The sequence below is a fragment of the Acinetobacter junii CIP 64.5 genome (assembly GCF_000368765.1).
GTDB lineage: Bacteria > Pseudomonadota > Gammaproteobacteria > Pseudomonadales > Moraxellaceae > Acinetobacter > Acinetobacter junii.
In genome coordinates this window covers 215,604-232,642 of record NZ_KB849654.1, presented here as the reverse complement: position 1 = coordinate 232,642, position 17,039 = coordinate 215,604, and the positions used below count along the sequence as shown (strand labels likewise).

The 17,039-nt window shown below is 37.4% G+C and carries 16 protein-coding genes; 8 read left to right on the top strand and 8 right to left on the bottom strand.

The features are described from left to right. Positions 1-9: 9 nt before the first annotated feature. Together F948_RS02615 and F948_RS02610 are read right to left on the bottom strand one after the other, a co-directional pair. A complete protein-coding gene (locus tag F948_RS02615) occupies positions 10-687 on the bottom strand; it encodes an HAD-IB family hydrolase (RefSeq protein ID WP_004959698.1) in 678 nt (225 codons plus the stop codon). Continuing rightward, complete coding sequence (locus F948_RS02610; protein WP_004959695.1) at positions 654-1,862, bottom strand: DUF1615 domain-containing protein; 1,209 nt, start codon at positions 1,860-1,862, stop codon at positions 654-656. Before F948_RS02610 ends, F948_RS02615 begins: the two co-directional genes overlap by 34 nt. 82 nt (positions 1,863-1,944) lie before the next feature. Between F948_RS02610 and dusB the strand changes: the two genes are divergently transcribed. Further along, positions 1,945-2,970, top strand: coding sequence for a tRNA dihydrouridine synthase DusB (gene dusB, locus F948_RS02605; protein ID WP_004913406.1), 1,026 nt, complete (start codon positions 1,945-1,947; stop codon positions 2,968-2,970). Positions 2,971-3,029: 59 nt separating this feature from the next. Here the strand turns inward: dusB and oxyR are convergent, their stop codons facing one another. The 4 genes from oxyR to rubA all read right to left on the bottom strand — a co-directional run bounded on the left by oxyR (position 3,030) and on the right by rubA (position 6,400). After that, positions 3,030-3,935: a LysR family transcriptional regulator OxyR gene (gene oxyR / locus F948_RS02600; RefSeq protein WP_004913403.1), complete on the bottom strand. Its 906-nt coding sequence runs from the start codon at positions 3,933-3,935 to the stop codon at positions 3,030-3,032. A 6-nt stretch (positions 3,936-3,941) separates the two neighbouring features. Beyond that, positions 3,942-4,886 (bottom strand): esterase EstB, encoded by a 945-nt coding sequence (gene estB / locus F948_RS02595; protein WP_004913400.1) that lies wholly within the window; start codon positions 4,884-4,886, stop codon positions 3,942-3,944. Between the two features lie 89 nt (positions 4,887-4,975). Beyond that, on the bottom strand, positions 4,976-6,157 hold the full coding sequence (gene rubB, locus F948_RS02590) for a rubredoxin reductase RubB (RefSeq protein ID WP_004959691.1): 1,182 nt from the start codon (positions 6,155-6,157) through the stop codon (positions 4,976-4,978). Between the two features lie 78 nt (positions 6,158-6,235). Continuing rightward, positions 6,236-6,400: a rubredoxin RubA gene (gene rubA, locus F948_RS02585; protein WP_004678010.1), complete on the bottom strand. Its 165-nt coding sequence runs from the start codon at positions 6,398-6,400 to the stop codon at positions 6,236-6,238. A gap of 348 nt (positions 6,401-6,748) precedes the next feature. Here rubA and F948_RS02580 point away from each other — a divergent pair, with 348 nt between their 5' ends. From F948_RS02580 to F948_RS02550, 7 genes are all read left to right on the top strand, one after another. Then, on the top strand, positions 6,749-7,186 hold the full coding sequence (locus F948_RS02580; RefSeq protein ID WP_004913396.1) for an SRPBCC family protein: 438 nt from the start codon (positions 6,749-6,751) through the stop codon (positions 7,184-7,186). Positions 7,187-7,345: 159 nt separating this feature from the next. Beyond that, positions 7,346-8,872 carry a lysine--tRNA ligase gene (gene lysS / locus F948_RS02575; RefSeq protein ID WP_004953121.1) on the top strand — a complete coding sequence of 509 codons (1,527 nt, stop codon included), beginning with the start codon at positions 7,346-7,348 and terminating at the stop codon, positions 8,870-8,872. A 149-nt stretch (positions 8,873-9,021) separates the two neighbouring features. Then, entirely contained in the window at positions 9,022-10,479 is a 1,458-nt protein-coding gene (locus tag F948_RS02570; RefSeq protein ID WP_004913392.1) for a capsule assembly Wzi family protein, read from the top strand. A gap of 328 nt (positions 10,480-10,807) precedes the next feature. Further along, on the top strand, positions 10,808-11,716 hold the full coding sequence (cysD, locus tag F948_RS02565) for a sulfate adenylyltransferase subunit CysD (RefSeq protein ID WP_004913386.1): 909 nt from the start codon (positions 10,808-10,810) through the stop codon (positions 11,714-11,716). A gap of 81 nt (positions 11,717-11,797) precedes the next feature. Next, on the top strand, positions 11,798-13,411 hold the full coding sequence (cysN, locus tag F948_RS02560; RefSeq protein WP_004959686.1) for a sulfate adenylyltransferase subunit CysN: 1,614 nt from the start codon (positions 11,798-11,800) through the stop codon (positions 13,409-13,411). Between the two features lie 203 nt (positions 13,412-13,614). After that, a complete protein-coding gene (locus F948_RS02555; RefSeq protein ID WP_004959684.1) occupies positions 13,615-14,130 on the top strand; it encodes a hypothetical protein in 516 nt (171 codons plus the stop codon). Positions 14,131-14,192: 62 nt separating this feature from the next. Then, complete coding sequence (locus F948_RS02550) at positions 14,193-14,456, top strand: ribosomal protein L7/L12 (protein WP_004959679.1); 264 nt, start codon at positions 14,193-14,195, stop codon at positions 14,454-14,456. 32 nt (positions 14,457-14,488) lie between these two features. Here the strand turns inward: F948_RS02550 and F948_RS02545 are convergent, their stop codons facing one another. Next, positions 14,489-15,814: a polyamine export protein PaeA gene (locus tag F948_RS02545; protein ID WP_004959676.1), complete on the bottom strand. Its 1,326-nt coding sequence runs from the start codon at positions 15,812-15,814 to the stop codon at positions 14,489-14,491. A 174-nt stretch (positions 15,815-15,988) separates the two neighbouring features. After that, positions 15,989-16,978 carry a LysR family transcriptional regulator gene (locus F948_RS02540; RefSeq protein ID WP_004913372.1) on the bottom strand — a complete coding sequence of 330 codons (990 nt, stop codon included), beginning with the start codon at positions 16,976-16,978 and terminating at the stop codon, positions 15,989-15,991. Positions 16,979-17,039 lie beyond the last annotated feature (61 nt).

Below are 17,039 nucleotides of genomic sequence, written 5' to 3'. Positions count from 1 at the left end.
GAGCTTTTTTTATATTTTTTTAACTTTTTTCCACATGTCATGGTCTTGAGAATCATCGACTTTTGGTAGTGGCTTATCTTCGCCAACCATATAGGTAAAATCAGCAATAGATAGCATTTCTAAGTCTTCTTCACTGTTACCATACGCATAAATATGTTGATAATTAGAGAGATTATATTGATCCAATATACGTCGTTTCTTCTGCTCTCGACTACAATCTTCTGACTGATAAAAACCAGTCAAATGACCATTTTGTATTTCAGTTACTGTACAAATAAGTTCGATATTTAAAAATTTACAAACATATTTAAGGTATAAATCAATTGAAGCTGAAACCAGCACAATATGATCGCCACGTTGTTGATGTTTATGCAATTGTTTCATTAAATTTGAATCAAGTTTTTTAATTATTTTTTTTGCATAATCTTGGGATAGTTGATCTACAAAATCGACGGGAATATCTTTGAACATGCTTTGATAAAGTTTTGGTCTCATTGCATGTGCTGGATATAAATTTAAATAATAGGCTTGAATCCATGGCAGAATTTTCAAGCCATTTTTTACAATATGACGTTTTGAAAGGGTATAAAAGATAAACCCAGTAAAACTATCTTTGGGATATAAAGTCCCGTCAAAATCGAAGAGTGCAAGATTTATAGTTTGATTCTTTTTGCTTTTTGCATGCATTGCTCATAACGCCCGTTAACACGACTTGCAAACCAATTTGTGTTGTAATCACGACTCAATTTAGGACCTGAAATGACCACTTGAGGCATGACAGCATACATTGGTTCTTTGTTGGTTTTCTTTTGATAAAGTTTTTGAACAGCTAAGTAAGTTTGAGTATCTTCAAATTTTTTCTCTTTTTCTTTTTTCAGATCAGCACGAATTTGTCGTGGAGTTACCAATACATTATTTTGAGCAAAAACAGCAATTAATTCTTTTTCAGTTTGGCTTTGTGTAGATCTTACATCACCGTCTTTATTGTATAGGAGTAAGTCACCATCTAAACTAATTTCAGCTTCTGTTAATGCACCTAGCATTTTTTGGAAGGCAGCATTACGGCTCGAATACATTCCAGAGTTATAATCTGCAAATCGATAAATTGCTTCATCATAATTAGCAGGGTATTCCATTAAACGATGAATACCGTAGTATAGACCGCCATACTGAGTGTAAAGATCATTGCGTAACTCGGCTATGCCTCCAGCTTTACGTTTATGCTCTTTTGCATAATTGATATGTACTTGCATTGAGCCTAATGTGGTGATTGGATTTAACTTCTCACCAATGTCTTGCCCAACCAGTTTGGCTGCGCCTGTTAATGCACTCACATGATAATGTTGAGCCATGTAATCGAAAATTTCTCGATAGAGTAAGTCTAATTCGCGTTCAGTTTGTACTTTACGCATCTGGCTCATATAGTTGTTTTCTGGTGAAGGTTGGTTTTTGAGTACATCTTCAAAATAACCAGCGACTGTGCCACCAATTTTTTCGCCAAGTTTTGCTTCGAACTTTTCTTTTAGTCTTGAGTTAATTTCCTCAACCGCTTTTGCACCTAATCCAGGTACTGTAGGGTCAGCAACAAAGTTCGATTCTTGATCGACTACAGCGACAATACTACATACATTTTGCTTAGTTTTAGGAATGCTTAGCTCTTGCATAATATCGAAAATATCTTGAGACCAAGATTCACGATCATTTACACGTGCAGGAATGACCTTTCTGATTTGATCAGCCTCCATCTCAGGATCTTTGTCACTTGACCACCAAGCATTATCACCACAAGCGGCTAAGCTTATGCATGCAGTTAAGATGCTAATAGTCTTGAAAAAGGGATGAGTCGAAGTCGATTTATTCATAATCAGTGCAACACCGCATAAAAAGATGAGCTGAATGGGCGAATGAAGTATACTATGTTGATCAGAATTTGTAAGAAAATATATGTATATTGGTCCATATCAACTGTCAAATAATTTGATTGTCGCACCTATGGCGGGTGTAACCGATAGGCCGTTCAGAACCTTATGTAAATACTTTGGTGCAGGTCATGCGGTTAGTGAAATGATGACCGCTGATAAAACGCTTCGCATGAGCAAAAAAAGTTTGTACAGAGCTAATTTTGACGGTGAACTTGCTCCAATTTCAGCACAAATAGCGGGCTCTGATCCAGAGCAACTTGCTGAAGCTGCACGATATCAGGTTGCGAATGGCGCGCAAATCGTTGACATTAATATGGGATGTCCTGCGAAAAAAGTATGTAATAAACTCGCGGGTTCGGCTTTACTCCAAGATGAAGATCTCGTAGCAAGGATTTTAGATGCTGTCGTTGCAGCAGTGGATGTGCCTGTAACTTTAAAAACACGCCTTGGCTTTTTAAATGGTGAGGAAAATATTCTTCGTGTCGCGAAGCGTGCCGAGGATGCAGGTATAGCAGCTTTAGCTTTACATGGTCGTACACGTGAAGATATGTATTTAAATACCGCTCGCTATGAATTAATTCGTGAAGTTAAAAAAAACATACATATTCCCTTGATTGCGAATGGCGATATCGATAGTCCTGAAAAGGCTAAATATGTCTTGGATTATACTGGTGCTGATGCTGTTATGATCGGGCGTGCAGCTCAGGGACGACCATGGATTTTTAGAGAAATCGCACATTATCTTGAGACAGGGGAACACTTGGCGGCCCCAGAAATTGTAGAAGTGAAACAAGTTTTAATGGGGCATTTAGCCGAACTATATCAATTTTATGGTGAATACTCAGGATGCCGCATAGCCCGTAAACATATTGCTTGGTATACGAAAGGTTTACGCTCTAGCAACGAATTTCGTCAAAACATGTATAAAGTTGAAAATACAGCTGATCAAGCCAAAGTGGTTGAGTCTTATTTTGACCAATTATTAGATCAAGGTCGACGCATGAGTGATGTACAGGTTGAGCAAGTAAATTTATTGGAAATAAAATAGAAATTTTTACTGTTTTTCTTTAAAAAAATGCCTGTAATTCATATTACAGGCATTTTATTTTATTCTAGATGCGCAGTGATTTTCTTCAAAATCTGAAAAATCACATCGAACTCGCTTTGTAGAGGAGTACTTTTGCGAGTTACTAAAGCGAGTGTGCGGCTTGGGGCATCACCGATCGATTTGACAGCAATCTCTTCATTAAACTGAATCATACTGTTCTTCAAAGCAATCTCAGGTAATAAAGTAAAACCTAAATCAGAAGACACCATTTCAACAAGCGTTGGTAGTGAACTCGCTTTTAAACGGTGATCATTTTTACGTTCGCCGACTGGGCAAGCACTCAGTGTATGATCACGTAAACAATGTCCTTCTTCTAAAAGCATGAGACGTGTTAAATCCAAATCATCTAACGAAGTTGCTTCAGCCGCATTCTTATCTTTTTTATTGTAAACAACAAATAAGTTTTCTTTAGCGATTTCAGCAACTTTTAAACCACGAGTATCGAATGGCAAAGCAAGAACGATCATATCTAAATTGCCGTGTTCTAATTTTTCGACAATTTTCTCACTTTGTGCTTCATGTAGATGAAGTTGTATTTTAGGAAGTTGACGATGAACTTCATCTAAAAGTTGCGTCAAGATAAAAGGTGCGATTGTAGGAATAATTCCAAGATGCAAATCACCTGTTAATGGTTCGCTCATTTCTCGGCTTAGGCGCATCAAATCTTGTGCATCAGCTAGTAATACACGCGCACGGGCAACAACCTGTTCACCTAGAGGAGTCAAACGGACGTTTTGACGATCACGCTCAACTAAGACGCCACCTAAAAGACGCTCCAATTCCATAATGCCACCCGATAATGTTGATTGGGTAACAAATGATCGACGAGCTGCTTCAGTAAAATGTAAAGTTTCTGACAACGTAACTAAATATGATAGCTGTCTTAATGAGGGTAATGCAGCCATAGTGTCCTAGTGTGATGATTTAAAGTGATGTGCAAACAAACCACTAAGTTGAGGAATGAAATGTGCAGGAATATCATGCCCCATTCCATGAATTAATTCAAACTTAGCACCAGAAATCGCTTTTGCAACCGCTTTCCCATGACTTGGCGGTAATAAGCGATCTTTTGAACCGTGTACCACTAATGTTGGTTGATTAATAGTCTTATTGAGTGGCAGCAATGAACCTGTACATAATATTGCTAAAAATTGTTGAAGTACACCCGCTGGGTAGAAACTACGACGATATAGTTTACGAATAGTCTGAATTGCTTCTACTTGGTTAACGTATCCAGGAGAGCCGATAATATGAAATACTTTTAAACTATGATTGACGATCGCATCTTCATCATGAGCTTCAGGTTTTCCAATTAAGCTAAAAAGCTGTTTTGGAAAAGGTGGTGGTAAAAACGGCTGATTATTACTTGTAAATAAAAGGCCGATTTTCTCAACTTTTTCTGGATATTTAGCTGCTACGATTTGTGAAATCATGCCACCCATAGAGGCACCGATAATATAGGTTTTTTCTAAACCTAGCTGATCTATTAGCATAGCTACATCGTCAGCCATATCATAAAGCGTGTAGGGCGCACCTTCATTGGTTAATCCGACCATGAATCGACTCATGAGTTTCATAGTATTCAGCCGTTGTCCTTTATGACGAACTTTTGAAGATAAACCAATATCACGATTATCGAATCGAATAACACGAAATCCTTGATCAATTAGGGATTTGCAAAAAAAATCTGGCCAAAACAGCATTTGCGCGCCTAAACCCATCACCAACAAAATTGTTGGATGCTCAGGATTTCCCCCAACCTCAACATGTAACTCAATGCCATTACCCAAAGTAACTTTGGTTTCTTGCATAAATGGAGCATAAGGAGAGACATTAAATTGAAGTGCGCTGTTCATGGTATTCATTCCAAGTTGAATTGTTTTTATCTACTTTCGGAAGAGAGTTTATTGGAACCCATTTCTCAATAAACTCTCTTATTAAAACCTTAAGCTTGAGCAGGAATCAAGTCCGGTACGAGTTTAGTTAAAGTTAAACGCTGTTTACCAGCAGTTGCACCTAATAAAACAAAACCTCTTAATGTCCCTTCAGCATCAGTTGCTTTAGCAAGCATACCATCATCAAACTCTTCAGTTTGCCAATTTACTTCAACATCAACTGGTGCAGGTAAAACAGTAAGAGGTGCAGCTGGTGTTTTTACCGCAACTGGCATAGCAGGGTAATGAACATTTGTGCTTTGACCACTTAAAGTTTTTGCTAAAGCACGTGCTTGTTGCATGATAGGCATGACGTATGGAAGCAAAGTTCCATTTACTTCAGCACAGTCACCCACTGCATAGATGTCAGCTTGATTGGTCTCTAGTAGTGTATTTGTGATAATACCTCGACTAGTTTGAATATCGGCAGCTTTGGCTAAAGCAGTGTTTGGTTGTAAACCGATAGCAGAAAGAACAATATCTGCAACCAAAGTTTGTCCATTCGCCAAAGTCACAGCGTAGTCTTCACCATCATTAATTTTGGTAACTTTCTCAACTGTAGTTGAAAGGGCAAATTTAATCCCAGCTTCTTCTAAGTTGGTTTTAAATGCTTCAGCAACATGAGTTGGTAATAAGCGTCCAAGTGGTTGAGGTGCTAAATCAATGACCGTAACGTCATAGTTACTATGTAATAAGTCATTCGCAAATTCACAGCCAATCAATCCAGCTCCGAGAATCACAACGCGTTTGTCTTTGCGTTTTGCTAGATTTTCACGGAATACACTATAGTCAACTAATGAGTTGACCACGTGAATATCTTCACTACCATCGCCCGCAATTGCTAAACGAATCGGATTTGCACCCACTGCAAGAACTAATTTTGAATAGGATTGTTTAAAAATTTCACCATTTTTTTCTAACGTGATTTCATGGTTTTCAGGATGGATTTCTTTTACCAAAGTTGTCGCTTCAATACGCATATTGAGTTGGGCTGCCATTTTAGCAGCATCACCTAGAGCAATTTGTTCAGGTGCTTTATTACCTGCAAAAGCATTGGATAATGTTGGTTTAGCATAGTTTACCGCATCATCCGCGCAGATCATCATGAGTTCTTGTTCAGGACTCAGTTTACGGAATTCTCGTGCAACAGTATAACCAGCCATGCCTGATCCGATGATGACGATAGGATGCATTACATTCTCCAATTTTTTTAATTTAAAAATAAAACATAAGAAAAAAAGACCATGATGATCATGGTCTTTTAGTTCTATTTAGATTTCAACCATTTCAAAATCAGCTTTTGAAACGCCGCAATCTGGGCAAGTCCAATCATCTGGGATGTCTTCCCATTTTGTCCCTGCTGCAATGCCGTCTTGTGGCCAGCCTTCTGCTTCGTCATAAATCCAACCACAAACGATACATTGATATTTTTTCATGTGACTCTCCAAACTGATAGGTATGCTCAAATTGCCTTTCAGTAAAACTATTCCATAATGTCGTTACGATCGCTGCAAAAGAACTAACTTGTGTTGATCGGGAGTTAGATTTTTACGCAGAACGACATTTAAGTAAAGTAAATGCAAGAGTTTAATCATTTATGTAAAAAGTGGTATGGCAATTTGGGCCGAAAGTCTTGTTATTTGAGTAATTGCTCTAATTATTTCTATATCGAGGACTTTATTATTTGCTGAAAATAATGAAACGTATAAGTTTGGTTTGAATAAAAAACATACATTTGAAAATCAGTTATGATGAATTATCACAATAATAAGGACGTTATATTTATGAAAACGCTAAGTTACAACATTAGAATTTATGCGACTCCTGAAAGAGTCTGGGACATATTATGGGGAAATGAAACCTATAATGTTTGGACAAAATTCTTTTCTTGTGATTCCCAAATGAAGTCTGATTGGAAAGTAGGTGGTAAAACCTATTTTACTGATGGTGATGGAAATGGGATGGTATCGACAATAGAACGAATAGATGAGCCGAATGAAATTGTTTTCAAGCACCTCGGAATGATTAAAGATGGTCAAGAGGATTTTGATAGTGAGGATGTGAAAGCTTGGGCTGGCTCTTTGGAAAAATATTTGTTGGTTGATTACAATGGAGAAACGCAACTTCATGTAGAAGTCGATATTCAACCTGAATACGAAGAGATGATGAATAATGGCTTTGATCAAGGATTGGCGATGGTTAAACATTTAGCAGAAAAATGAGTCTAATTCGGCTTGGGTTTTTGTTCTAAATTTGCAAAGTATCAGTTTGAAAATTTTATAAAATCTTCATTTTTTTGAATTGTCTGGTTGAAACAATACGAAAATGGGTTGTGATCTGCTATTCTATGTCACTTCATTTTTTACTTAATCGAGGCAGAGATGACGCAACAAAACGCTCAATCGACTTCTGAACAGACACTTTCCGAAAACGATTTAATCGCACAGCGTCATGCCAAATTAAAGCAAATCCAAGATACTGCCAAACAAACTGGCAAAAGCCCTTGGCCAAACACATTTAAACGTGAGCACTATGCTGCTGATTTGCAAGAGCAATTTAAAGATTTAGATAAAGCGCAAATTGAAGGCGGTGAAAAGGTTTATGTAAAAGTTGCTGGTCGTGTCATGCTGAACCGCGGATCATTTATGGTGATTCAGGATATGACTGGTCGTATCCAACTTTATGTTGATCGTAAAGGTTTAGCTGCTGATATTTTAGAAACAATAAAAAGCTTAGACCTTGGCGATATTATTGCTGCAGAAGGTTATATTGGTCGTTCAGGTAAGGGTGACTTATATGTGCATCTTGAAGGTTTTGAATTACTAACCAAATCATTACGCCCATTACCAGATAAATTCCACGGTTTAACTGACACCGAGGCAAAATACCGTAAACGTTATTTAGATCTTATTGTCAACGAAGAAACAAGAAAAACATTTGAAATTCGTGCCAAAGTTGTTGCAGGTATTCGTGCATTTTTAACCAATGAGCGTTTCATGGAAGTTGAAACGCCAATGATGCATGTTATTCCTGGAGGTGCATCTGCAAAACCATTTGTAACACACCACAACGCTTTAGATATGGAACTTTATTTACGTATTGCGCCTGAGCTTTACTTAAAACGTTTAGTGGTAGGTGGTTTTGAACGTGTATTTGAAATCAACCGTAATTTCCGTAACGAAGGTGTTTCAACTCGTCATAACCCCGAATTTACGATGATTGAGTTCTACCAAGCATATGCTGATTATAAAGATCTGATGGCATTGACAGAGAATATGCTTGAGAAACTTGCAATCGATATCTTGGGTACAACAGATGTACCTTATGGTGAAGAAGTATATAGCTTTAAAGGTCCATTCAAGAAAATCTCAATGTTTGATGCGATTCTTGAACACAATCCAGATTTCACGCCTGAAAATGTAAATGACCGTGATTTCTTGGCTAAGTTTACTCAAGAAGTATTAAAAGAGCAGGTTAAGCCAGGCTTTGGTTTAGGTAAGTTACAAACCATCGTGTTTGAAGAAACAGTTGAAACTAAGCTGCGTCAGCCAACATTTATCACCGAATATCCTGCTGAAACCTCTCCACTTGCACGTCGTAATGATGATAATCCACATATTACTGATCGTTTCGAGTTTTTCATCGGTGGACGTGAGTTAGCAAATGGTTTCTCAGAATTAAATGATCCAATCGATCAAGCAGAGCGTTTCCAAGCCCAAGTTGCTGAGAAAGATGCTGGTGATGATGAGGCAATGCATTACGATGCGGACTTTATTGAAGCACTAGAATACGGTTTACCGCCAACAGCAGGTGAAGGTATTGGTATTGATCGTCTCGTTATGTTGTTTGCGAATGCCCCAAGTATTCGTGATGTACTTTTATTCCCGCATATGCGTCGTAAAGATTAAACATTTGACTGATTAATAAAAGAAGCCACTCTTAAGAGTGGCTTCTTTGTTTTCTGCGTTAAGAAATGTAATTGTTTGGTTAGAGGATTGAAATGTGTCTCTAAAAAAACGATTATGTGCTCATAAATAAACTTGAGAACAGTTTGGACATGTTTCTAAAAAAATCGCTTTCTATCGCATTATTTGCCTCGTTTTCATCCACTATTTTTGCGCAAGGCTTAGTGCTCAACGATGAAAATTTACGTACTGATCTAAATTGGTTAAACCAGCAAGGTGTCATTCAAATCAGTACATCTACATGGCCGTTAAGTGGTGATGAAATTCAAAGAGCGTTGTCACAAGCGAAAGTGACTAATAATACACAGCAAAAAGTTGTGAACTCTGTGATAAACACTTTGCAGGCAGACAATGCAACTGTAAAAGTGGGTTTGCATGCTGGTACGGATTTAAAGACAGTTCCTCAAGCATTTGGTGATAACCAAAAATCTCAATATCAAATCGCAGCTGAATTGAATGCTGGTGGTGACAATTGGGATGCTAAACTTCGTGTAAATGGTGAAAAAGATCCATTAATTGATAATGGAAATGATGCAAATGTAGAGGGTTCTTATATAGCAGGTAAGCTTTGGAATCAATGGGTTATTGCAGGTCAAATTCCAACTTATTGGGGACCAGGGCATGATGGTAGCTTAATTCGTGGCGATGCAAGTCGCCCTGTATATGGTGTGACTGTACAACGTGCAGTTCAAGATGCTTTTGAAACAAAATGGTTGTCTTGGATTGGACCTTGGCAATATCAGGCTTTTGCAGGTCAATTAGATGACTATAAAGCTGTACCAGATGCAAAATTGATTGGATTACGTTTAACTGCACAACCTTTGCCGTATCTTGAATTGGGAGCTTCACGTACAGTTCAGATTGGTGGTAAAGGTCAGCCAAATAGTTTTAAAGCTTATTGGAATGCAATGATTGGTAAAGACAATGGTTGTGATGATAGCGGTTGTACTGGTGATGAAAATGCATCAAACCAAATCGCTGGTTTTGATGGGCGTTTATTACTGCAACCGTTGTTGAATGTTCCAATGAGCTTATATACTCAATTTGTCGGTGAAGATGAGGCTGGTGGTTTACCAGCTAAATATCTTTACCTAGCTGGTGCTGATTTCTCTTCGAGTTACAAAAATATGCCATATCAACTTTATGCTGAATGGGCAGATACACGAACAAACGGAAAAGCAAAGGGAATTTCTTATAACCATCATCAGTACACTGATGGTTATTATCAACATGGTTTCCCATTAGGTCATGCAATAGGTGGCGATGGACAAATGTACTCAGTCGGCGGTGATATTCGTTTTGATGTAATGAATCGCTTAAGTGGGCGTGCGATCTATGCCAAAGTGAATCAATCTAATTTGACGATTAATGCTGCATTTCCAAAAGATGATACTGTGAAAGGTTTAGACTTGACTTGGACACACTATTTAAAGCCAACAATTCCACTTAAGATTAATGGTTGGGTAAGTGATTCAGATTTAAATGGTAATGATGGTGGTGTTTCTGTAGGTGTTGAAATTCCATTAGAACGTAACATGTTCCGTTTCTAATTTTAAACATTATAATCCCAAGAAAAGAAGCTGAAACAGGTTTCTTTTCTTACTCTAGAATTAAAATAGACGGTTTCACTTTTATAATGAAGTTATATATTCATATCATAATTTTGCATATTGATATGAAAAAACAAGCTAAAGAACTCTCTCTAAATTATTATAATGAATAAACCTTACTAGATCATTAATTAAGTTCTGGTAATAACATCGATATCACGAAAAATTGGAGTTGTTATGATACTCGTTCCTCCACACGGTCTTCCAAGTGGTGGTGTAAGACCGCTTATAGATTTTATGGGTAGCATGAATAAAGGAGGAAGTGTACATGACTGAGAATAGATTAACTCACCTCAAACAGCTTGAGGCTGAAAGTATTCACATCATCCGTGAAGTTGCTGCTGAGTTTGAAAACCCTGTGATGCTTTACTCGATTGGTAAAGATTCGGCGGTTATGCTTCATCTAGCATTAAAAGCTTTCTATCCAGCGAAACTCCCATTCCCATTACTACATGTGGATACGGGTTGGAAATTTAAGGACATGATTGCTTTCCGCGATAACATGGCGAAAACACATGGCTTTGATTTGATTGTTCATCAGAACAAAGAAGGACGTGATGCTGGGATTAACCCATTTGATCACGGTAGTTCAAAATATACGGATATCATGAAAACTCAAGGCTTAAAACAAGCCTTGGATAAATACCAATTTGATGCTGCCTTTGGTGGTGCACGTCGTGACGAAGAGAAATCACGTGCGAAAGAACGTGTTTATTCATTCCGTGATACGAAACACCGTTGGGATCCTAAAAACCAACGTCCAGAACTTTGGAATCTTTACAACGGTAAAGTAAACAAAGGGGAAAGCATTCGTGTATTCCCATTATCTAACTGGACTGAGTTAGATATTTGGCAATATATCTATCTAGAAAACATTCAAATTGTTCCTCTTTATTTCTCAGCAGTTCGCCCAGTTGTAGAGCGTAGTGGTACGTTGATCATGGTAGATGATGAGCGTATGCGTTTAAAAGAGGGTGAAGTTCCACAAATGAAATCGGTGCGTTTCCGTACATTAGGCTGTTATCCATTAACAGGTGCAGTCGAATCGGAAGCAGATACCTTGCCTGAAATTATTCAGGAAATGCTTTTGGCCACTAGTTCAGAACGCCAAGGTCGAATGATTGACCATGATGAAGCTGGCTCGATGGAAAAGAAAAAGCAGGAAGGTTACTTCTAATTTCCTAAAGTAAATCTCTCTTAGAAAGAGGGATTTAGGGAGATTAAAATGATTTCTAAAGAATATGTGGAGTTTTGAGCAATGTCTCATCAATCAGATCTTATTAGCCAAGACATCTTGGCATATTTAAAACAGCACGAAAATAAAGACCTCCTACGCTTTTTGACTTGCGGTAACGTCGATGATGGTAAATCAACGCTTATTGGTCGTTTACTTTATGATTCAAAGTTGATCTATGAAGATCAATTGCAAGCAGTTACTCGAGACAGTAAAAAAGTAGGTACAACAGGTGATGCACCTGACCTTGCACTACTTGTAGATGGTCTACAAGCTGAACGTGAACAAGGTATTACTATTGATGTTGCGTATCGTTATTTCTCAACTGAGAAACGTAAGTTCATCATCGCGGATACACCAGGGCATGAGCAATACACGCGCAATATGGCGACTGGTGCATCAACTGCTGACCTTGCAATCATTTTGATTGATGCGCGATATGGTGTTCAGACACAAACACGTCGTCATACCTTCATTGCAAGTTTACTCGGCATCAAAAATATCGTAGTTGCGATCAATAAAATGGATTTGGTTGAGTTTTCTGAAACTCGATTCAATGAAATTCAAGTTGAATATGATGCGTTTGTAAATCAGTTAGGCAACCGTCGTCCAGAAAATATCGTTTTTGTTCCAATTTCAGCTCTCAATGGCGATAACGTTGTAAATCCATCTGCGAGCACACCTTGGTACAAAGGTCAAACGCTGATGGATATTCTTGAATCAGTGGAAATCAAACGTGAATCGAATAAACATGAATTCCGTTTCCCTGTTCAATACGTGAATCGTCCAAACCTTGATTTCCGAGGTTTTGCAGGAACGATTGCGCTTGGTGAAATCAAAGTAGGCGATGAAATCGTAGCACTACCGTCAGGTAAGAAATCAACAGTTAAAGAAATTGTAACTTTTGATGGAAATCTTGAAAGCGCAGCTGCTGGTCAAGCAGTGACACTTACATTGAATGATGAAATTGATATTTCACGTGGTAATGTATTGGTTCGTGCAGGCGAGCAACCTTTAATTTCACGTAGCGTTCGTGCTTCAGTTGTTTGGATGACTGAACATCCTTTAGTTAAAGGTAAACTTTATAACGTGAAGATTGGTACTCAAACTGTACCAGCTAAAGTTACAGCGATTAATTTCCGAGTTAATGTCAATACACTTGAACATACACAAGTTGAAGAGCTTGAGTTGAATGCAATTGCTGATGTGGTTATTGAGTTTGATGCACCAGTTGTATTTGATCAATACCAAGACAGTCGTTATACAGGTTCATTTATCTTTATTGATCGTTTAAGCAACGTTACGGTTGGTGCAGGTATGGTTGAAGCTGCTGTTGAGTGGACTGCGCATAGCAATCCAGTTACTGCCGAAGATCGTGCTGCTCGTTTAGGTCAGAAACCTGCTGTGATAGGTATTTCTGCACAATTAATCGAAAATGCTCAAGCCTTAGAATGTTCATTGATCCAACAGGGTGTAGTGGCGATTGCAAAATCTACATTATCAGTTGATCAGATCAATTTGTTACGTGAAACAGGTGTTGTTGTCATTACAACTACCGTTGAAGGTACGGATACAGACCTAACTGTTGAAACTGTTGAAGAAGCAGCAGAACAAATTGTTGAATTAGTTCGTTTATAATTATCTGAACTGATTTTTAAAAGCCCGCGAAAGCGGGTTTTTTTTATAGATTATAAATGCTTAGGCATTAAGCAAATTATTCATCCAGAGTACAATTAACTTTTTATTTCATCTTTTTATGCTTTACATAAGAATATTTTAGTTCTGTTTTAATTTTACTTTTATGCGACAATAGCGCTTTGAATTTTTGTATTTGGACTCCCATGACTGAACAATCTCCTGAGTATTTAAGCGATATCGAAATTTTAGACATTTTACAGTCTATGAAAAAAGATGAGCTTGATGTTGAAGCTAAAGAGATCATTCGTAATGGTGGGAAAGTTGGTCGTCAAGAAGCACACAAAAATGCTTTGGTTGCGCTGAATAATAGTTTTGAAGAGAAGTTTGTAGAGGCTGTTACTTTAGCTTTGGGACTAAATGCAGGACAGGCCAAAAAAATACGTTATAAAAAAGATCGTATCCGAATCTTAAAAGTAAGTGGTATTGATTATTTAGCAATTGATGGGGCAGAAACAGCTCAAGTTTTATCTCAGGTTTCTCAAGCTATCACACGCGAAGATGCAATTGTGACAGAAGGTTTGCATAATATTTTTCCATTTTGGAAAGAAGGTTGGCCAATGGTGCAATTTGATAATGCATATAAAATTTTATCAGAAGATATTCTTATTCATTATCAAGCGACATTAGATGAACTAATTTCTTTGTATGGTGGTAACTAAATAATTATCATATAAAAATTTTTTATAAATTAATGGATTAGAATAACAAGGATGTTTGGCACATGACTCAAATGGAAGAGTTACCACATGAAGCTTTAATTGCATTAAGGTCAGGTAAATTAATTGATGCAATAAAAATAACACGTGAAAAAACGGGTCTAGGTCTGAAAGAGTCTAAGGATTTAGTAGATCGTTATTTAGATACTCACCCAAATGAGCAAATATTTATACAAGAACAATTGGCTCAACGTAGTCGCAGTGGTATTCAGTTTTTGGTTGCTGTTCTTTTTTTAATCGCTATGCTTGTTTGGTTTATTTTTAAATAAAAAGCCCAATGTTGGGCTTTATTATATTTACATTATTCTTCGTGATCTTTTAAAACATTCTCTTGATTTGGCATAATCTGAGTTACCAACAATTGGTCAATTTTATAATGATCAATATCGACGACTTCAAATTTAAATCCTGCATATTCTACCGCATCTGCAGGGCGAGGGATCTTGCGTAAACGGTACATGATGAAACCAGCGATCGTTTCGTAATTTTCATTTTCTGGAAACTCTTCAATTTCTAGAACGTGTTTTACATCCTCAATTGGTGTGCTGCCATCAATTAACCAAGAGTGATTATCACGTTTAATAATTTGTTGCTCTTCATCCATTGGTGTGACCCAATCACCCATAACGGTAATCATAATGTCGCTCAGAGTGATAACACCAACGACTAAAGCATATTCATTGATAACAACAGCAAATTTTTCTTTAGTTGAGCGAAAACGGTCTAGTAGTTCAGATAAGGTGAGTGTGTCTGGAATAATGAGTACATTACGAATAGTTGATTCATTCAATTGTGTGAAGGATTGCTTGTTTAAGATACGAATTAAAATATCTTTAGCGTCGACATAACCAATAACTTGGTCGATATGTTCATTACACACAACAAATTTTGAATAAGGATATTCAGCTAGCTTTTGACGGATGCTATCTTCATGTTCCGTCAAAGTAAAATAAACCACGTTTTCACGTGTAGTCATACTTGAGGGAACAGTTCGTTCTTCAAGTTCAAATACATTTTCAATAAAGTGATGTTCTTGCTTTTGTAATACACCTGCTTGTGCACCTGCATCCATTACTGCTGAAATATCATCAAAGGTAATGTTGTCATCACGAATGGTATTTACCTTAAATAAGCGAAATAACAAGTTTGCAATCGCATTAATTCCCCAAGCTAAGGGTTTGCAAACCTTGATAAAAACTTGAATGGGATCAATAACGCTAATTGCAATTTTTTCTGGAGCGATCATTGCCAAGCGTTTTGGCATTAAATCAGCAAATAAAATGAATAGTGAAGTGACCATAGTAAATGATAGGGCAAAACCAATGGTTTCTAACCAAGGACCAGCATAAAAACCTTTAATCATTTCTACAAAAAATGGACGAAAAGCTGCTTCACCTAGAATACCACCCAGAATCGCAACTGCATTTAAACCAATTTGTGATGCAGCAAAGAAATCAGCGGATTGTTCTTGTAAATCCAAAACTTTTTGTGCGCGGGTTTCACCTGATTCTGCGAGGATTTTTAATTTAACTTTTCGAGCACCTGCAAGTGCAATTTCAGTAAGTGATAAAAAACCAGCTGCTGAAATCAGTAGAATAATAACTATAATATTTTGGAAGAGACTCACATATCACCTGTGGTTCATCATTATTATGAATATGTTGTAACACAAAAAAAGCACTGAGGTAACTCAATCTTTACCTCAGTGTAATAATCTTATTTATGAAAACAGCATATTCTCAAAAGAAGTAGAATTTGCTGATATTTCAACAAACTCGCAATATTTTTACAATAGCTTGTTTTAGTATTGTGAAAATTGTGAATTATTTATAAAAAATTCACGGTTTTCTTCCTCAATCATTTGGCGTGCGACAAATAAAATTAATTGTCTTAACCAACGATGTGCAGGATGGTGGTGGAGTAAAGGGCACCATGCCATTTTTAATTCAAATTCTGGAATATAAAATGGAGGGTCTTTGATGACTAATTTCGGATTTTGAGTTTGAAGGCGCGCCATACGTGTTGGTAGCGTCGCAATCAAATCTACATTTTGAGCTAAAAGCGCTGGCATTTGATAATGACGTGTAAATACTGAAATTTTACGTCGTTGACCAATCCGCTCTAAGGCTTGATCAATCCAGCCCAAACCAGCTTGTTTATCAGGGTTAACACCAAAACCCACGCCCATGCCAGTTTTAGAAACCCAAATATGTTGAGCATCTAAATAGCTTTTTAAATTGAGGTGGGTGACAGCTGGATGTTTGTCATTAAGGATACAGCTAAAGCTATCACGCCAAACTAACACTTGGTGGAAGCTTTGAGGAATTTCATTAAAACGGTTAATTGCTAAATCAACTTTACCTTGTTCCATATCACGATATGAAACATCACTTGGAGTTAAAAAGTCGAGTACAACGTTTGGTGCTTCAGAACGAAGAGCTTTAACTAATCTCGGTACTAAAGTTGCTTCAGCATAGTCCGATGTCATGATTCGGAAAACGCGATTACTTGTATAGGGTCTAAATTCAGTTCGCGGCTCTAAGATCATTGATAGATCAGAAAGGGCATCACGAATACGGGGTTGTAGTTCTAAAGCACGTTCAGTTGGAGTCATACCTTCTGAAGAGCGAATAAGCAGGGGGTCATTGAATAGATTACGCAATCTTCTTAGAATATTACTCATGGCAGGCTGAGTAACGCCTAATTGTTCTGCTGCGCGTGTGACATTTTTTTCACGAAGTAGTACATCAAGATAAATTAATAAATTGAGATCGACCCGCTCCAGATTCATAAAAAAAATACCGAGAATAAAATATTTAAATTGTGTTGAATTATGACATATCTAAAGGCTT